The sequence below is a fragment of the Natronoarchaeum philippinense genome (assembly GCF_900215575.1).
In the GTDB taxonomy this organism is placed as follows: Archaea; Halobacteriota; Halobacteria; order Halobacteriales; family Natronoarchaeaceae; genus Natronoarchaeum; species Natronoarchaeum philippinense.
The window spans coordinates 1-18,585 of the sequence record NZ_OBEJ01000004.1 but is presented as its reverse complement, the minus strand read 5'-3'; the positions used below and the strand labels follow the sequence as shown (position 1 = coordinate 18,585).

Below are 18,585 nucleotides of genomic sequence, written 5' to 3'. Positions count from 1 at the left end.
AGGCTTGTCACTCTGTATCGCAGTGTACTGGTGCCACTGGTTGGGGCGATACTCGTGGCGTTCCGCCGGCTAGCCATCTCTGAACCGACTCTCTGCTCGGTACTCTGGCTTACACTGTTATGCCCGTAATCTCCAACAGCTCGATGGCACTTCTGAGAGGATTTCTCCTCGGAGTGAACACATCTATCCCTCCCAGTACATAATCTTCCTTTTCGATAATGAAGATGGATTCTGTTGTTTGAGATCCGTACGCATAGAAATTCGCTGTGCAACTCCGAGTTCACTCTGTATCGGAAGAATCCTATCTGATTATATTCACTTTTGTTCACTGCCACTGTGAATATTATTCTAGCGCACCAATGTCCGACCGGCTGGCTACTGGCTCACTTCATTTCGTCTTCGACCGGCACGGCACCGACGTGCTACCGCAGTCGTACGCAAGTCCGTGCTGGCCCTCTCTAACGGCTGCACGTCTCTGCACGGTGTTCGACGCATTTTGCTACTCTCGGCCACGCCACCTCGAACATCCTCTCACCCTGTTGTTCCCAAATGTATAAGTATGACAAACCAGAAGGTGGCATTGGTATGTCAGCCGACAACCCCGGCGACGGTGGGGAGCGTGCAGCCTCCCACCGTCGGCAGGTGCTGAAAGGTATCGCAGGCGCTGGTGCGGCCTCTCTCGCCGGCTGTTTCGGAAGCGGCAGTGACAGCTCCGATTCGAGCCGACTTCGCGTCGAGATGGGCAACCAGCCGAACCAGATCAACTACAACCCCTACGGGCAACAGACACCTGGCGTCCTGAACAAGATCATCTTCGAACAGGGCGCCCGATGGTACGCCGACGAGGAGCAGTGGGTGCCCCTGCTCGTCGAGAACTGGGAGTACCCCTCGACGGTGCAGTCGGGAGCGACCGTCCGGTTCGATCTCTACGATGGCTACACGTGGTTCAACGGCGACTCGTACACAGCCGAGGACTTCGTCGGCCAGATGCGCTGGCGCAAGGTGAACAACGACGGCGTCTGGGAGTTCCTCGACGGCGTCGAACAGACGGGCGAGCACACAGTCGAGATGACGCTTGCTGAGAAGATCGACACTCGCCTATTCGAGAACGCCCTGTTCGGGATGGGCGACGCGCCGACCAACTGGAAGTTCAAATTCGACGTATTCAGAGACTACCTCGAACGGATGGAAAGCGCCGAATCTGACGAGGATCGGAGTGCCATCCTTCAGGAGCTCGCCGAAACGAGCTTTTCGCTCGAGGAGGTCAAAGAGAAGGGGCTCGGCAACGGCCCGTTCATACCGTCTGAGGCGACCGCCAATCAGTTGCTCCTCGAAAAGTACGAGGACTACGAGAACCCCCACATTTCGGCAGACGACATCGAATTCGACACGATGGAGGCGCTGCCGCTTCAGGGGCCCCAAGAGAAACTCCGATCGCTACGCAACAACGAAGTCGACGCGCTTCACAACGTGGCGTTCAACTCGTCGCAGGCCAACCAGATCCCGGACAACTACGAGTCCGTCAGATTCTACAGCCACAGCGGCGAGTCGATTTCGTTCAACTGCCGACGGGCGCCGCTGGACAACCAGCGAGTGCGCTGGGCGCTCTCGAACGTGCTCCGCGCGCGCCACGATACGCTGATGCAGAACCTACCGCTCTCCGATGTCAACAAGGAGGCGGTCAACCTCTCGGCGGGGATGTCTCAGCCGCTCATCAACGAGTGGCTCGGCGACGTCAAAGACCAGTTCATGCAGTTCGACGGCGGGACCGAGCGCGCCGCCGAACTCCTCCGCGGTGAAGGGTTCACTCGGGAGGACGGCACGTGGTACAAGCCCAACGGCGAGCAGTTCACGCTCACCTTCCGAGACGCCGGGTTCCACAGCAACCGAACCCAGACTGCCTCGCGAATCCTGAGCAACTTCGGCGTCGAGACCGAAGCTATCATCGTCGAAGCTACGACGTACTTCGGCCAGACGATCCCGCAGCGAAACTACGACCTCACAAACTGGTGGGTCGGACAGTCTGCACCGCTCCCGTACGAAGGGTTCCAGAACCACCTCATCAACGAAGCGTGGGTGACCGCGTATCCCCTCGGCGTTCCGTCCGCTTCTGAGTGGAACGGTGAAGGAACGAGCGAGTTCATCATGGAAGTCCCGCCGATCGGGGAGCCCGAGGGTGAACTCCGGGAGGTCAACCTCAGAGATCACCTGCAGGCAATCGCTCGCGGTCAGTCCAAAGAGGAACAGCGCCCGCACATCCAAGAGCTCGCGTGGTTCTGGAACTGGATGGACGCCTCTTGGGGCCCGTGGACGCTGTACATCGCCTCCGAGTACTACGACACTGGGGACTGGAGCTGGCCCGACGCCGACAGTTCGATCATGCAGACGCCGAGCGTGCAGGATTGGCCTGTCCGACAGGGGTACCCGACTCCCAGCGAGTGATCGCCGTTCCGGATAGCTACGTCGGCTGCTCGACCACGCTGCTTGCCATCGGGCTTGAGCAGCTCTCCGGTATAGCGGCTTGATAGCCCCGACTAGAATATAAAAATAGCAACCAAGATTTCTATATCTGCGTTTCAGGTCGTTATGAGCCTCTTTACGGATAGTTGTTTTATATTTCCAAAACGTTTTTGTATAAGGTGCCCGGTGTAGTAGGTATGCAAGTTGAGGACGAGGAGTTGAAAGACTCCCCGCGCCTGGGGTTTCTAACCTCGGGAGAGTTGACGGATGAGCAACGTGCGGCGCTCGACGCCGCACGGGAAACTGCGACTGTCGATCGCGTGCTGCTCGACGAGCTGGCCGACGGGATCTCGCTATCATCGTTCGATGTGCTCTGGTGGCACCGTGATTCTCCTCTCTCGGGCGATACGCTCCCGGCTGGGGCAGCCGACGCCGTGACATCGTATCTCGACGACGGCGGCGGGCTCCTCTTGAGTCTGTACGGACTCACTGCCGTCGAGGCGTTGGAGATCGACCCACGATCGCCTGATCTCGTCGACGAGACGTACAAACCAGTCCACAAGTGGGGTCAACGCCCCGCTGGATTCTTGATCGGATCGCGATTTACCGAAGATACGGTGTTCGACTACTGCGACGGGACTCGCGTTCATACGCAGCCCTCCCGAAGCGAAGCGTCTCCGCAAGTCGCATACGAGAAGCAGGTCCCCAAGCATGGGACAGTGCTCGCAAGTGCGACGGTCGGCGACGAGGACATTCCACAGGAAAACAGTGTGATCGGCTGGCAGGTCGGAGCCGGCACCGCCGTCGGCATCGGACAGCATTTCTCGTTCGATGGAGTGCCTTCGGAGTACCGCGCACCGCTACAAAACGTCCTGCGCGGCGCGATCGAACGCGTCGCCGAGGGCGAAACTGCGGCGTACGCTCGCCCTCGAACCGGCGAGGAACTGGCCCAGATCCGGGCAGATCTACAGGACGATCCGCACAGACCGTCGTATCACTTCGCACCGCCGGCAAACTGGATGAACGACCCGAACGGCCTCGTCAAGCACGACGGGGAGTACCATCTGTTCTACCAGTACAATCCGGCCGGTCCCTATCACGGCTCGATCCACTGGGGACACGCGGTGAGCGAGGACCTCGTCCACTGGGAGGACCGCTCCGTCGCTCTGGAACCCGACGTTGGCGGTCCCGACCAGCACGGCTGCTGGTCCGGCTGTACGGTGCTCGACGACGATGGCGTTCCAACGTTCGTCTACACCGGCGGCGACGGCCGTGACCAACTCCCCTGCCTTGCTCGCGCGGCTGACAGCGATCTGAACAGCTGGGTGAAGTCCGAGCGAAACCCGATCATCGATGAGCCCCCCGAACAGCCGACCATCCTCTCGAACGACGACTGGAACGCCGAGTTCCGGGACCACGATGTCTGGAAGCAGGACGGCACTTGGTACCACCTCATCGGCTCCGGGACCGAGGACGGCGGCGGGACGGCGCTGCTGTACCGGTCCGACGACCTGCTGGACTGGTCCTATGTCGGCCCGATTCTGATCGGCGACCGCGAGGAGGACGGACCGATCTGGGAGTGTCCCGAACTGCTCGATTTCGGCGACAGACAGATGCTGCAGGTTTCGAACTACGACAAGGTCGCGTACTTCCTCGGGACGTTCGACGGCGAGTCCTTCGACCGGGAGGACTCCGGGACGCTCGATCACGGGAACTACTACGCTGCGCAGTCGATTTCCGACGGTGGCGACCGGTACCTCTCGTGGGGTTGGATCCGTGAGGACCGCAGCGACTCCGCACAGTGGGACGCCGGCTGGTCCGGCGTCATGTCGGTCCCGCGGTCGCTCTCGCTCTCGGCGGACGGCTCGCTCGAAGTACGGCCCGCGGAGGAAATCGCACGACTTCGTGATGATCGAACGGCGGTGGACGGTCAGGTGCTCGCTCCTGACGAACCGCTGCTTTGCGACGAGGCAAGCGGCGACGCGCTCGAGATCAAACTCGAGTTCGAACTCGGCGACGCCGACGCGTTCGAGCTCGTCGTCGCCCGTTCGGACGACGGCGAGGAACGGACGCCGATCCGCTACACGGATGACGACCAATTGATCGTCGACCGTGATGACTCCAGCCTGTCAGACGCCGCGAGCGCTGAGCCACAATCTATCGACGAGGCACCCCAGACGGACGACGGCGTCGTGAACCTGCGCGTCCTCGTCGACGCATCCGTCGTGGAAGTGTTCGTCAACGGCCGCACCTGCGTGAGCAGCCGTATCTATCCGACTCGTCCCGACAGCACCGGTGTCGCGCTTCGAGCGATTGGTGGGAATGTCGATCTCCACTCCGGCGACGTCTGGACGCTCAATCAGGCGGCTGTCCGCAATTCAGAGGCCGAAGCCTCCTTCGGTACCGAAGCGGGTCTGGACTGATACAGATGATCGTTAACTATATACAACTTCGACATTTGGGTACGCCTGTCACAACTGCTAGCACTATGAGAGTGAAAAATACGATCGAGAGGTGGTGCGCGTGAACTACTACGTGAAACGCGTGATACGGTCGTTCGTGACGCTGGTACTGGTCATTTCGATCACGTTCGGTCTCACGCGACTGATGCCCGGTGGGCCCGTGGATTACATGCGCGCGAAGCTCCGCAAGCAGAATCCGGATATGCCCGCCGAACAGGTCGACCAGTTGGTTCAGGCCTACGTCGGCGTCAAACCGGACGAGCCGATTTACGTCCAGTACTGGAACTACGTGACGAACGTCCTGCAGGGCGATCTCGGCGAGTCGACGTACTACAACGAGCCTGTCGCACAGATCTACGCGGAGGCGATCCCGTGGACGCTGTTCGTCCTCGGGACGGCGATGCTCGTGACGTTCGCCATCGCCATTTCGCTCGGCGCACTGCTGGCCTACAAGGAGGGCAGCCGCTTCGATTCGGCGATCAGCACTATCGCCATCGTACTGAACTCGGTGCCGTACTACGTGGCGGCGATCATCCTCATTGCGGTTTTCGTCACCAATCTGGGGATGTATCCGCTCTCCGGCCGGACGAGTCTCGGCGTCACGCCGGGCTTTAACATTCCCTACATCCTCGATCTGTTGCGACACGCGACCTTGCCGATGCTTTCGGTCATCGTCACCGGGTTCGGCGTGCAGACGCTCGCAATGCGGTCGAACAGCATCAGAATCCTCGGCGAGGACTACATCCGCGTCGCGCGACTGCGGATGCTCCCCACGAGTCGCATCGCAAACCAGTACGTGGCCCGGAACGCCATTCTTCCGATCTACACCGGCTTCGTCATCCAGATCGGGTTCATCTTCGGCGGTTCGATTATCCTCGAAGACATCTTCCGATACCCCGGTGTCGGATTCTACTTCTTCGACGCGATCGCGGCCCGCGACTACCCGCTGATGATGGGTGGTTTCCTCATCATCTCCGTCGCGGTGGTCATCGCCGTCTCGGTCGCAGACCTAACGTACGGACTCATCGACCCACGAGCGGGCGCAGGAGGTGATCAGAGTGAAGCCTACTGACGAGGAACGGAATCCGATGGCCGACGGCGGGGACGTGCAGTCGTCGGACATCCCGCTCGGGAGCGTCTCTGTCGAGGACGTCTCTCGCTGGGACCGGCTCGCCAAGCAGTTCCGGGGGTACTGGGAGACGTTCCTGTTGGCGTGGTCGGACTGGCGATTCAAGGCTGGATTCCTCGTCCTGCTCGGGTTCGTCTATGCTGGGACAGTCGGTGTGTACACCACCGCTCCTCCGACGTACCAAGACGGGGGCAAGTGGGACAGCCCGTCGTACGCCGGCGAGAACCCTCTCGGGACCGACCAGTTCGGGCAGGACATCCTCGCAGTGCTGATCCACGCGACGCCGGACATGCTGTTGATGCTGATCGGCGGTGCGGTGTTTGCGACGGGTATCGGCGCGGCCGTCGGGATCATCTCGGGCTACAAGGGCGGTCGCGTCGACGAGATCATGATGACGCTAACCGACACGGCCATGATGATTCCGGGGCTGCCGTTGATCATCATCGTTGGGGCGATCTGGGAACCCACTAGCCCGATTCTCGTTGGCATCCTCGTGTCGATCAACGCGTGGGCCGGAACGGCTCGATCGCTTCGATCGCAGGTGCTCACGATCCGCGAGGAGGAGTACGTCGAAGCGTCGCGGATCATGGGCGTTTCCTCGGGCACGATCATGCGCAAAGACATTACGCCCCAGCTACTCCCGCTCATCCTCGTCAACTTCGTGATGTCGGGTCGCGGCGTGATCTTCAACTCCGTGGCGCTGTACTTCCTCGGAGTCCTCCCGGTCGAGGGAGTCAACTGGGGAGTGATGCTGCAGAAAGCGTACGACGCTGGCGCGGTCACGTCGTCGGAGCTGTACTACACAGTGCTGTGGCCACTTCTGACGATCGTGCTCCTGTCGTGGGGGCTCATCATGCTCTCGCAGGGTCTCGATCGGGTCGTCAACGTCAGAGTACGTGATCGGCACGAAGGAGGGGAGTCGAAATGACGGCCGCACCAGTGCATCGAGTATCACCAGCAAGCTACTCGCCACACGCGAGGAGGCAACCATGAGTTCCGATTACGACACGCACGAACACGACGCACAGCGCACAACCGACACGGAATCGGCCGATCAGGACGTGATCATAGAGGTGCGAAACGCCTCGGTCGAGTTCGAGATGGAACGCGGGACATCGCGCGTTCTGGACAACGTGTCAATGGACATCCGGCAGAACGAGATCCTCGGCGTCGTCGGGGAATCCGGCTCCGGGAAGTCGATGTTCGCCTCGGCGCTGCTGGACGCGGTGGTCGATCCGGGCCAACTTTCCGGAGAGGTGATCTACCACCCCGAAAACGGCGATCCGGTCAACATCGCAAACGCCGACCAAGATCTGCTGAAGCAGTATCGCTGGAAGGAGATTTCGATGGTGTTCCAAGGGGCGATGAGTTCGTTCAACCCGACCCAGCGGATCCGTGACCACTTCACAGAGACGCTGAAGGCCCACAACCACAACCTCAAAGACGGGATGGACCACGCCCGCCAACTGTTACGGGAACTTCACCTAGACCCCGATCGTGTGCTCGACGCGTACCCCCACGAACTGAGCGGCGGGATGCAACAGCGCGCGCTCATCGCGCTCTCGCTCGTGCTGAAACCGAGAGTGCTGGTGATGGACGAGCCGACCGCAGCGCTGGACCTGCTGATGCAGCGGTCGATCCTGAGCCTCCTCGAAGACCTACAGGAGCGTTACGACCTCACGGTCGTCTTTATCACTCACGACCTCCCGCTGGTCGCCGGGTTGGCCGACCGCATCGGCGTCCTGTACGCCTTCCAGATGGCCGAGGTCGGGCCGACCGACGAGATCCTGCGCGACCCTGCACACCCCTACACGCGGGATCTGCTCAACGCCGTCCCGAATCTCGAAACGCCGCTGGATGCCATGACGCCGATCGAGGGACAGGCGCCCGATCCCGTCGACACGGCGGCGGGCTGTCGCTACGCGTCCCGGTGTCCCCTTGCGACCGACGAGTGTCGCTCGGAAGATCCGCCGTTCTTCGAGGCCGGCGAGGATCACGAAACGGCGTGTCATCACTGGGAGCAGGCACGCGAAGAGATCCCCTTCAACCCGACGGAGAGTCTCGAAGACGTCGAAACGGACGCCGTCACCGGACACCAGTCCGAGGATCCGGTGCTCTCGCTCGATGACGTGGACGTCCACTTCGAACAGAGTTCGGGGCTTCGGTCGAAACTCACCGGTGACACCGACACGGTGTACGCCGTCAACGATGTCGACCTCGACATCTACGAGAACGACGTGGTCGCGCTGGTCGGCGAGTCCGGCTGTGGCAAGACGACGCTCGGGAAGACGGCGATCGGCGTCCAACGGCCGACCGACGGCACCGTTTCCCACCGCGGCACCGATGTCTGGGACGCCCGTGACGACGGCGACGATGTCTACGACGAGATCCGCTCGTCGCTTCAGATCATCCATCAGGACCCCGGCAGCTCGCTGAACCCGAATCGGAGCGTACAGGAGATTCTGGAGACGCCGCTCAAGCAGGCCCAAGAGGAACTCACGTTCAAGGACCGCCGGGAACGGATCATTGCGATGCTCGATTACGTCGGGCTCTCGCCGGCGCGAGACTACGCCGAGCGCTACCCCCACCAGCTTTCAGGCGGCGAGAAACAACGCGTCGCGCTCGTTCGCGCGCTGTTTATGAACCCCGACCTCATCCTCGCCGACGAGGCGGTGAGCGCGCTCGACGTGTCCCTGCGCGTCGAGATGATGGACCTGATGCTCGAACTGCAACAGCGGTTCGACACGTCCTATCTGTTCATCTCGCACAACTTCGAGAACGCGCGGTATCTCGCCGGGAAGGTCGACGGGCGGATCGGCGTGATGTACCTCGGGAACGTCGTCGAGATCGGGCCCGCCGAGGAGATCATCCAGAACCCGCGTCATCCCTACACGAAGATCCTCCGCTGGTCGACCGCGGACATCGATCCCGACGACGGCGGGGGAGAGCTTCCGGTCCGAAGCATCGACATTCCGGATCCCGTCGACCCGCCGAGCGGCTGTCCGTTCCAGACGCGCTGTCCGAAAGCGCGCGAACACTGCACCCAAGAGTGTCCGTCGCTCGACCCGGCAGACGGGAGTTCGGGCAACGACCACGAGATCGCCTGCTTCCGAGAGTGTGACGGCGATCACCCCTACTGGGACAGCGAACCGCTCGACGGCGCCGACGGCGATGAGAGCATCTTCGGCCCCGACCAGCCCCCCGAAGAGCGGGCTGCCCCCGACGGCGGAGAGCGCGTCGCAGACGACCGCTCCGGCGACGAAGGGAGGGACGACCGATGAGCGTGGACGACGCCGAGTGGGGCACGGAGCAGTCCCGCGAACGCAGTCGGCTACGCATCCTGCTCGACCAGTATCAGGCGCTGGTGTACACGTTCGGAGCGACCGTCGTTCTGGCGACGATCGGGGCTGTGATCGACGTTGCGGCCGGTCCGATGACCGACAGTACGAAACTCGCCCACCAGATTTCGGGGCTGATCGGGGCGACGGCAGTCGTGCTCGGTATGTGTCTCCTGCTCATCATCGCGCTCTGGAGCATCCTCGTGGTCACGAGCCGCTGAAGAGCGGACTGTCGCTGGCCGCCTTCGAGAACCGTTGTCTCCTGCCTCTTTTCGACGCCAACGGTCAGGTCTCGTTTTGGCGTGCTATTGAAACGCGAGAAATGGGGTCGTCTCAGGCTGCTCCCTGATCTTCGTACGTGTCCAGAAACGTCCGGATCTCCGAGAGCGAGGGCGTCTCTTGGTGCTGCTTGAAATAACTCGCCACGGCACTTCCGAGCGCGAGCGTCGACGTATCCGAGAGCGATTCCGCACGCCCCAGCGCGATGCCCGCGCTGAAGTGGTCCTCAAACGTTCCTTCCTCCGCCGGGTCCGAAATCAGCGCCGACCGGATCCGCTGGCTCCCCTCAGGTCCGACGAGGACCGACTCCTTCGCCGATGTCACCGCGAACCGCGACACACCGATCTCGTTCCGGAGCGATTCGGCGGTGGCTTGGAGCGCACGTTTGCCCTGCTCACCGGACAGGAGAACATCACCCAGATGCGCCGCCTGCTCGCTCGTCGTCACGACCGTCACGGGGATGGCGTCGTCGAGGATGCCCAGCGACTCTAGGTCCGAACGTAGCGTCGTCTCGGTCAGGTGATCCACGTCGCTCGTACAGACGACGATGTCGTTCGGCGGCGACGACAGCCGCGGAAACACCTGCTCGTAGATGCCTTCCCAGATCGTCGATATCTCCGGAATGAGCGCCCAGCCACCGATGCTCACGATGTCCGATCCGTCGAGCCGGTTGGCCAGCGTCTCCAACGGGACGTACTCCCGTAGCGTCTCCCAGTTCAGTGCCTGATGGCCGCCCGAGTCGGTGAACAGCATCTTTCCGTCGCCGAACTGCAGGTACTCCGTCACGGTCGGCGGGCCGAGGCTGAGGAGATTGTCCTCTTCGAAGACCTCGCTGAACTCCTCGCGGATCGGCTGGCCGAAGAAGCCGACGAGCTGCGCGTCGTAGCCGACCGTATCGAGCACCTGCCCGACGTGTGCAGTGTGTCCGCCCGGTAGTCGCTTGCTTTCGACCCACTCGAACTGGAGCGTCTTATCCTGTGCTGACGCCCTCGTCACCATCTCGCGCAGCGTGTCGAACTCGTTGATCTCGTCGTACATCCGCGGACTCTTTCGCTCGCCGACAAGCGACCGGATGTAGTCGATGTAGCCGTCGAACCCCACGATGGCATCGCCGGCGTCGATCTCGGCGGGGAGCTCTCTCCGGCAGGCCTCGATGTGGTCGAGCGTTTCGTCGTCGAGCTCTTCGGCCGACCAGTCCTCGTGTTTCTCCAGTTCGATGCTCGTCGCCATGAAATCCTCGCGGCGGGAGTGCCAGCCGCCGACCGTCACCGTCCGGGTGGTTCCGCTGTCGCCCTCGACGAGGTCGACTTCGAGGTAGGCGCGGTCGTCGAACTCCGAGGCGTAAAAGCCCGCGAGGCGTCCGTCTCGGGTGATTTGCTCCCCGGACACGTTGTTGTACCCCTCGAACCGAACCGTCAACGTCCGGAGGGGAACGGAGTCGGTGAGCACTTCGAGATCAGCAAGGCAGTCACGGATCCGGTAGTACCGCTGGGGAAGCGACGTGGAGCGCCGCTGTTCGGGATTGACGGGATAGCCCAGCGGCCAGACCGTGTCCGAGAGGAACCGATCGAACAGGAACGACAGATCCTCGTCGGTGACGTAAAACCCTTCTCGCGGCCGCTGTCGCGGGCTGTCGGCGGTCGGCCAGAAGAATCCCGCGCTCCGGTCAACGCTGAGGACGAGCGGCTCGCTCCGAACCGTTCCCCGAACGTAGTCGGCAAACTCCCGAATCGGGCTGTTCAGTTCGATCCGGTCGTCGACGACGTGTCCCTCGTCGAGTCCCGTGAGAACGACCCGTATCTGCACGTCGGAGTGGTTTCGCAGCGCGTCCTCGACGATCCGCAGCCGGTCGATCGATGTCATCAGGAAGATCGTTCGCTCCGCGCTGTCGACCAGTTCCGTGATGTACTTCTCGATCGTCGACCGGTTCCGGAACTGGGCGACGCCGCTGTCGACATCGGACACCGACTTGTGGAACTCTTCGAGCGCGTCTTGGACCTGCTCGACGTGCGTCTGGATCGGCCCGAGCGTCTTCGTCGGGTCGACCGCGTAGGCTTTCTTGGGATAGCTGTCGTCGAGTTCGACGAACCCCTGCTCTCTGAGTTCCTCGACGATGTCGTAGACGCGTTGTTTGGGGACGCCACTCGTCTCAGATAGATCCCGCATCGACTGCTTGCCAGTCTGTACGAGAGCGAGATACACCTGCGACTCGTACTCCGACATGTCGACGTGTCGCTGCAACGAGTTGCGGATTTCCGATTCGTCTAGGTCCTCGTAACCGCTCATGTACTCGCCGATGGACCAGAGGAGTATAGTAGTTTGTGCGGTCAGCAACCGCTAGTCCGAGCTCGGTGGATTCGACTGCCGAAAGGAATCTTTATGCTCGCGGCACATCGGGTGACAGTATGGTCGACCGTGACGAGAGCGACGTAGCCGACACCGTGGCACACTGGCCGTTCGACGAGGGGACGGGATCGACCGCCAAGGAGGTCGTGTCCGGACGCCGGAACGCCGTCGAGCACGCGTTCGACGACGCGCGATTCCAAGCGGATAGCGATCCGCGCTGGATCGACGGCGTCGATGGGCACGCCCTCCTGTTCGACGGCTACTCGACGGGACTCACACACGAGGAGCAACTCTTCGATGGCGAGACAGCGGCGCTCTCGATTGAAGCGTGGATCGCGCCTCGGGCGTTCGAGGGGCGGGCGTCGGAACGCCTCTCTGCTATCGTCAGCAACCACGCCATCGACGACGACCGGGGATTCGAGTTCGGGCTCGACGGGCACGGCCGCTGCTCGTTGCAGGTCGGGCTGGGCAACTCTTGGGAGTCTGTCCGAGCAGACGACCCGCTCTCACGCTACGACTGGTCGCACGTCGCGGCGGTCTTCGACGGTGACGACGGCGTGCTCGCACTCCATGTCGACGGTGAATGCGTGGCGTCGCAGCAGATCCAGGCCGAGAGCGCCGTCGTTCCTGCCGACGTTCCCGTTCTGGTCGGCGCGAACAACGAGACAGAATCCGTCGGCGACGCGTTCGAATTGAACAGATTTGCCGGCGCGATCGACGAGCTTCGAATTAGTGACCGAGCCCTCGAGGACGCCGACATCGAGGCGCGCTACGAGTCGTCGGCCGAGGAGGCACAACTGGAGTACGAGACGATCGCCCTCGATCCGTCCCGGTACAGCGACGACCGACATCGGCCGCAGTACCACCCGATTCCGCCGGGCCACTGGATGAACGAGCCCCACGCTCCGATGTATCACGACGGTCAGTATCACCTGTTCTACCAGCACAACCCGAGCGGTCCCTACTGGGGGAACATCCACTGGGGCCACTGGGTGAGCGACGATCTCGTCCACTGGCGCCATCTCCGACCAGCGCTTGCGCCCGAAATCGACGGGCTCGCACCCGACGGCATCTGGTCTGGCGGCTCGACGCACGACGCCGACGGCGAGCCAGTCGTGCTCTTCACGGCGGGCGACATGGATCGCACGCCGGACCAGCGCGTCGTGACGGCGCGGCCAGAGAATCCTGACGACCCTCAGTTGGCGTCGTGGCGACAGGCCGACGAGGCGGCCATCGAGCGACCCCATTCGATCGGGCTGCGGGACAACGACTTCCGTGACCCGTACGTCTGGCGGGAGGACGGGACGTGGTACTGCCTCGTCGGCTCCGGATTCGATGACGGCCGTGGCGGTGCGGCACTGATCTACGAGTCCGCGAGCCTCGACGAGTGGGAGTTCCGTGGCTGTCTCCACAGCGCGGACGCTGAGGAGTACCCGGAGCTCGGTCACGTCTGGGAGCTCCCAGTCTTGCTCCCGGTCGGTGAGGACGAGACGGGCGCTCAAAAGCACGTCCTCGTCATCAGCCCGATCGAAGGGGCCGCCGAGGTCGAGGTGTACTACTGGCTCGGCGAGTGGGACGCCGCGGCGTGTCGGTTCGATCCCGATCACGAGGCGCCCCGCCTGATCGACTACGGCGACTTTCACTTCACCGGGCCACACGGCATGGTCGACCCGGAGACCGGCCGGAGCCTCCTGTTCACGATCGCACAGGACGGACGCCGACCGCAGGACCACTACGACGCCGGCTGGGCGCACAACGGCGGCCTCCCCCTCCACCTGTTCCTGCGTGACGACGGCCGGCTCGGCATCGAGCCGATCGAGGAGCTCCAGACGCTCCGTGCCGAGCGGCTTGCGCACGTCGAGGACGCCGACCTTTCGTCGGCAAACGACGAGCTCGCCGGCGTTGGAAGTTCGACAGCTGAAATCCGAACGACGATGGCGTCCGGCGGCGCCCAGCGATACGGCCTGCGGGTCAGAGCTGCCCCCGATGGCTCCGAGGAGACCTTCATCTACTACGACGAGCGAACGGGACGGATCGTCGTCCACCGCGAGCACAGCACTCGAAATATCGAAACACGAACGGCAGTCTCCGAGCGAAGCTCGCTGGTCCATCGCGGCGACATTGCCCTCGACGGCGAGGATCTCGACCTACACGTGTACCTCGACGGGTCGATGCTCGAAGTCTACGTGAACGGCCTGAAAAGCGTCACTACGCGACTGTATCCGGAGGACGACCGATCGGTCGGCATCGAAGCGTGGGCCGACGGAGACGTGACCATCGAACAGTTGGCGGTGTGGAAACTTGATAGCGCATACGAGTAAGCACTGACGCGGGAGCCATGAGACGCCATACCGTAACGGATCTTTTATTTTGCTGCCGAGCAAACAGGATTCCGTGCAAGTCTATCACCAGTTATACGAGCTCTATGACAGCGTCGACACCGAGACGCTCAGGGCGCGGCAGGATCTCGTCAACATGTTTCCGCCGCTCGACTCGCAGGTCTCTTTGCAGCAGTGGGAATCCGTCCGGGACGACCTCGACCAGCAGAAGACCCAGATTCGCCGTAGCTTCCCGAACGGTGACGAGTACGCCGAGATTGCGGCCCACGCGACCGAGACGCAGGCGTTCACGGCGCTCGACCTGTATAACAAGTACGAGCGGCCGATCAACGCGCTGGTGCTCGACGTCGACGAGACGCTTCGGTCGGCGTCGACGACCGACAACGAGATTCCCCGGGACGCGCTGTACTTCCTCACCGAATTACACGAGCGGGGCGTTCCGATCGTGATCTGTACCGGCCAGACCCTAGAGAACGTCAAGGGATTCATGATTCAGGGGTTGGGCAGCGAGATCGTTCACTCCGGAAATCTCTCGATCGTCTACGAGGCCGGAACCGGCGTGTTCACGCCGGAACACGGCGCCGATACGAAGCGCCTGCTCTACGAATCGCTCGACGACGAGATCGTCGACATCTTCGACGCCGTTCGCTCGCGTGTACTCTCTGACGCGCCCGAGAAGCTCCGACGGAACTGTCACCTGCAGGGCAACGAGTTCAACATCACGGTGAAGCCGAACTTCAAGATCGGCTCCGAGCGCGCACGTGAGATCATCGACGCGGGGCTGGTCCACCAGATCGAACTGCTCGGCGACGCCGTTGCGACGCAGTTGGGCTACCCCAGCGACGACGGCCGCCAGTGGACGAAGGCGTTCTACGCGGACGCAGATCCCGAAATCGACGGCGTCCTCACCGACCGGGAGGAGACGGCCACGTGTGCCCTCGAAGACGTTCCGGACGATGTCACGTCGCTTCTCGAACGTATCGACGTGGCCTACTACGAGGCCGACGCCGCCGAGATCGGCAGCCTCGAACTCAACAAGGTCGCCGGCGTCGAAGCCGCCTTCGACGTGCTCGGCATCGACGACCCGTTCGCCGTTGCGATGGGCGACAGCAAGAGCGACCTCAGAGTCATGCGCTGGCTCACCGAGTCCGAGGCCGGCATCTGTGCCGCCCCCGAACACGCCTCGACGGACGTGCTGGAGTTCGTCCGCGAGACCGACGATCTGGTGTTCGACGAGGGCAACAGCTCCGAGATGCTCCGGGCCATCTACGCACTGAACGAACTGGCAGCGACCTACCAGACATGAAGACACGCGCACCGCTACAACAGCAACGCATCCGGACATTTACCCAAATGCTCACCCAGACGCACAGCACTGTCGAACAGACCGACCACCGGAACTCACAGCCCAACCACCTCATCCATGAAAAACGTCGATAGCCTCGTCACCGAAGCAGCGGAACTGGCCGAGAGCGGACTCTCGAAAGGCGAGATCGCAGACGAACTCAACGTCTCCCGCGAAACGTCGAGCTGGCTCATCGATCGCGCGACGCCAGACACGGAGACACCGCCCGACCGCAGCCAGTCGCCACACGACATCCACATCGACTGGAGCACGGTCGGCCAGAACGGCCGTCGGCTCGACCACCTCGGAGGAATGCTCGCCGACGTGCTCTCGACGGACGGTCCTGCTGACCTCGTCGTCGGCATCGAAAAGGCGGGCGTCCCGGTGGCGACGGCCGTTGCGAGCGAGTTGGAAGTCGATCTCAGCACCTACACCCCGCGGAAACACCGCTGGGAGGAGGGGGACATCGACCAGTACAGCGGGTCGTTCTCGCACAACTTCTCGACCGTCGACGGCGCCGACTGTTACGTCGTCGACGACATGATCACCTCGGGCACGACGATCACCGAGACGGTCGAGGCGATCGAGAACGAGGGCGGCAACGTCGTCGGCTGTGCCGTCATCGTCGACAAAAGTGGGATGGACCGCGTCGACGACGTTCCGGTCCGGTCGCTCATCTCGCTGGTCGACTTGAACGTGGAGAGAGAACAATGAGCGAGCGCTCGCTCCTCGTCGTCGGCGAGACGCTGGTCGATATGCTGCCCGAGACGCCGGGCGAACTTCACGGCGTGGAGTCGTTCCAGCGCCGCGCCGGGGGTGCACCCGCCAACGTCGCCGCACGCCTCGCCGCGTTCGACGCCGATCCGCTGTTCTGGACCCGCGTCGGCGACGACGCCTTCGGCGACTTTCTCGTCGAGACGCTGGCGGACCGCGGTGTGGCGACCCGCTTCGTCGAGCAGGATGCAGACGCGAAGACCACGCTCGCCTTCGTCGCTCACGACGAGGAACGGGATCGGTCGTTCACGTTCTACCGCGACAGGACCGCCGACACGCGACTCGAAACCGGCGCCGTCCCGACGACCGCGCTCGAAGCGATCGAGTGGGTGTACGTCGGCGGCGTCGCGCTCGCTGCCGAGCCGGCCCGGTCTGCCGTGCTCGATCTGCTGGAACGCGCACGCGAGGCCGACTGTTCGGTCTACTTCGATCCGAACTGGCGGCCGGAGCTGTGGGACGACGACGAGACGGACGTGCTGCGAGACGCGGTCGGGATGGCAGACGTGCTCAAAGCGACAGGCGACGAGCTTGCCGAGCTTGGCTACCAGCAGGATTCGCTCGAAGCGCGGTGCGAAGCCGCGTGTCGGGATGGCCCGCACACGGTCTTTCTCACACGCGGTGGCGAAGGAGCGACGGCGTTTGCGACCGAAGACGCCCCGTGGGAGCCCACATTCGTCGAACGGAGCGGGTTCGACGTGGACGTGGTCGACACCACCGGGGCCGGCGACGCGTTCGTCGCCGCGACGGTCGCTGCACTCGACCGCGGCGTGGCCGATCCGGGTCGCATCGTCGACCTCGCAAACGCGTCTGCGGCGCTTTCAGCCACGACAACTGGTGCGATGGAGGCGCCCCCAGACTGGACGACGATCGCCGAGTTCGCAGCAACCAACGGCACAGAGGAGTAGCTGTCCGCCCTTTATCATAACGCGCGGCCGATCTACTCGACGACCAACCGCTCTTTGTCCTCGACGGCGCGGACTTCCTCGAACTGTCCGTCGGCGCCGAGCAGCCCGCGAGCGGCGTTTTTGCCCCACTCGACGGCGGGCTGGACGAACGTGTCGACGCCGTGGAGTTCACCCGCCAGCACGCAGGCCGCTTCGAGCCCATACAGCAACTGCCCCAGCCCGCGCTCGTCGACGCGCTCGATTTCGATCCGGACGTTGGGCCGGCCCGCCGCGGCGAGGCTGGCCTCCGTCGCCTCGAATTCGGCGTCCAGTAGCTCCCCGAGCGTGGCGTCGCCGAGATACGACAGCCCCTCCACGTCGGTCGCCGGGATCGCCCGGTCCTCGCGCTCGCGCGGGTGGACGAACGTCGCCATCGTGTTGCGCGGTCCCGCCCGGTAGAGTTGGAGTTGAGAGTGCTGGTCGGTCGCCCCCAGCGCGCGTACCGGCGTCTGGCCCAGTCCGTCCTTGCCCAGACTCTCGGCCCACAACTGGGCGTACCACTCCGCGTAGGTCTCTAATCCCTCAGCGTAGGGCATCATTGCGTTGATCGACGCGCCGCGGTTGTCTAACGCGTAGGTCGTCGCGCCGTAGGCGTAGGCCGGCGACTCGAACAGCGACCCCGAAAGGCTCTCGGCCACATCCCGGCCGCCTTGGAGCAGCGCGTCGAGGTCGTCGCCCCGAATCGCCGCCGCAGCCAGCCCCACCGTCGACAGCACTGAAAACCGGCCGGGGACGCCGTCGGGCACTTTCAGCACGGGCAGGTCGTGCTTGCGAGCGAGGTCCCGCAGCGGTCCCGCCTCACCAGTTGTCACAACCGTGCGCTCGGTCCAGTTGACGCCCGCGGTCTCGAACGCCTCCCGAACCACGAGGAAGTTCGCCAGCGTCTCCGCGGTCGTTCCCGAGCGTGAGACGACGTTCACAGCTGTGTCGGACAGCGGCAGGTCGTCGAGCAGGGCGGTCGTGTGCTCGGGGTCGACGTTATCCAGAACGTACGTGTCGACCTCGCTGTCGAGCGCGTCGGCGAGCGTCGCCGCGCCCAGCGCCGATCCGCCGATGCCGACGATCACCAGCGCTTCGGCGTCCGCCACCGGTTCGACGGTCGCTTTGATCGCGTCGGGATCGGCCGTCCCGGGCAGGTTCAACGCGGCGTAGCCGTGTTCGGCGTTCGC

At 63.2% G+C, this 18,585-nt stretch carries 12 protein-coding genes; 10 read left to right on the top strand and 2 right to left on the bottom strand.

The annotated features are described in order from the left end of the window. The first annotated feature begins 585 nt into the window (after positions 1–585). From CRO01_RS13485 to CRO01_RS13460, 6 genes are all read left to right on the top strand, one after another. The gene (locus CRO01_RS13485) at positions 586–2,442 is read left to right on the top strand and encodes an ABC transporter substrate-binding protein (protein WP_218839203.1); all 1,857 of its coding nucleotides are present in this window, start codon (positions 586–588) and stop codon (positions 2,440–2,442) included. A gap of 215 nt (positions 2,443–2,657) precedes the next feature. Beyond that, the gene (locus CRO01_RS13480) at positions 2,658–4,883 is read left to right on the top strand and encodes a glycoside hydrolase family 32 protein (RefSeq protein WP_245838556.1); all 2,226 of its coding nucleotides are present in this window, start codon (positions 2,658–2,660) and stop codon (positions 4,881–4,883) included. Positions 4,884–4,983: 100 nt separating this feature from the next. Then, positions 4,984–5,994, top strand: a complete 1,011-nt coding sequence (locus tag CRO01_RS13475; protein WP_097009786.1) for an ABC transporter permease — start codon at positions 4,984–4,986, stop codon at positions 5,992–5,994. Continuing rightward, on the top strand, positions 5,981–6,979 hold the full coding sequence (locus CRO01_RS13470; protein WP_245838555.1) for an ABC transporter permease: 999 nt from the start codon (positions 5,981–5,983) through the stop codon (positions 6,977–6,979). Before CRO01_RS13475 ends, CRO01_RS13470 begins: the two co-directional genes overlap by 14 nt. Positions 6,980–7,040: 61 nt before the next feature. Beyond that, positions 7,041–9,332, top strand: a complete 2,292-nt coding sequence (locus CRO01_RS13465; protein ID WP_097009691.1) for an ABC transporter ATP-binding protein — start codon at positions 7,041–7,043, stop codon at positions 9,330–9,332. Further along, a complete protein-coding gene (locus CRO01_RS13460) occupies positions 9,329–9,610 on the top strand; it encodes a hypothetical protein (protein WP_097009690.1) in 282 nt (93 codons plus the stop codon). Before CRO01_RS13465 ends, CRO01_RS13460 begins: the two co-directional genes overlap by 4 nt. A gap of 112 nt (positions 9,611–9,722) precedes the next feature. Here CRO01_RS13460 and CRO01_RS13455 read toward each other — a convergent pair whose 3' ends face one another. Continuing rightward, complete coding sequence (locus tag CRO01_RS13455; RefSeq protein ID WP_097009689.1) at positions 9,723–11,954, bottom strand: TrmB family transcriptional regulator; 2,232 nt, start codon at positions 11,952–11,954, stop codon at positions 9,723–9,725. A 119-nt stretch (positions 11,955–12,073) separates the two neighbouring features. On the opposite strand from CRO01_RS13455, the gene CRO01_RS13450 reads away from it, so the two are divergent. From CRO01_RS13450 to CRO01_RS13435, 4 genes are all read left to right on the top strand, one after another. Continuing rightward, complete coding sequence (locus tag CRO01_RS13450) at positions 12,074–14,335, top strand: GH32 C-terminal domain-containing protein (protein ID WP_097009688.1); 2,262 nt, start codon at positions 12,074–12,076, stop codon at positions 14,333–14,335. Between the two features lie 73 nt (positions 14,336–14,408). Next, on the top strand, positions 14,409–15,659 hold the full coding sequence (locus CRO01_RS13445) for an HAD family hydrolase (protein WP_097009687.1): 1,251 nt from the start codon (positions 14,409–14,411) through the stop codon (positions 15,657–15,659). A gap of 117 nt (positions 15,660–15,776) precedes the next feature. After that, positions 15,777–16,412, top strand: a complete 636-nt coding sequence (gene gfcR, locus CRO01_RS13440; RefSeq protein WP_097009686.1) for a transcriptional regulator GfcR — start codon at positions 15,777–15,779, stop codon at positions 16,410–16,412. Further along, on the top strand, positions 16,409–17,377 hold the full coding sequence (locus tag CRO01_RS13435; RefSeq protein ID WP_097009685.1) for a carbohydrate kinase family protein: 969 nt from the start codon (positions 16,409–16,411) through the stop codon (positions 17,375–17,377). Before gfcR ends, CRO01_RS13435 begins: the two co-directional genes overlap by 4 nt. A gap of 32 nt (positions 17,378–17,409) precedes the next feature. On the opposite strand, the gene CRO01_RS13430 is transcribed toward CRO01_RS13435, so the two are convergent. Next, positions 17,410–18,585 (bottom strand): glucose-6-phosphate isomerase (locus tag CRO01_RS13430; RefSeq protein ID WP_099458954.1); only part of this gene is annotated, 1,176 nt, incomplete at its 5' end.

What these genes read in the sequence shown, in the direction of transcription:
- CRO01_RS13480 (WP_245838556.1), top strand. Translation starts at nt 2,658, where the DNA reads ATGCAAGTTGAGGACGAGGAGTTGAAAGACTCCCCGCGCCTGGGGTTT.
- CRO01_RS13455 (WP_097009689.1), bottom strand. Translation starts at nt 11,954, where the DNA reads ATGAGCGGTTACGAGGACCTAGACGAATCGGAAATCCGCAACTCGTTG.
- CRO01_RS13465 (WP_097009691.1), top strand. Translation starts at nt 7,041, where the DNA reads ATGAGTTCCGATTACGACACGCACGAACACGACGCACAGCGCACAACC.
- CRO01_RS13435 (WP_097009685.1), top strand. Translation starts at nt 16,409, where the DNA reads ATGAGCGAGCGCTCGCTCCTCGTCGTCGGCGAGACGCTGGTCGATATG.
- CRO01_RS13460 (WP_097009690.1), top strand. Translation starts at nt 9,329, where the DNA reads ATGAGCGTGGACGACGCCGAGTGGGGCACGGAGCAGTCCCGCGAACGC.
- gfcR (WP_097009686.1), top strand. Translation starts at nt 15,777, where the DNA reads ATGAAAAACGTCGATAGCCTCGTCACCGAAGCAGCGGAACTGGCCGAG.
- CRO01_RS13485 (WP_218839203.1), top strand. Translation starts at nt 586, where the DNA reads ATGTCAGCCGACAACCCCGGCGACGGTGGGGAGCGTGCAGCCTCCCAC.
- CRO01_RS13450 (WP_097009688.1), top strand. Translation starts at nt 12,074, where the DNA reads ATGGTCGACCGTGACGAGAGCGACGTAGCCGACACCGTGGCACACTGG.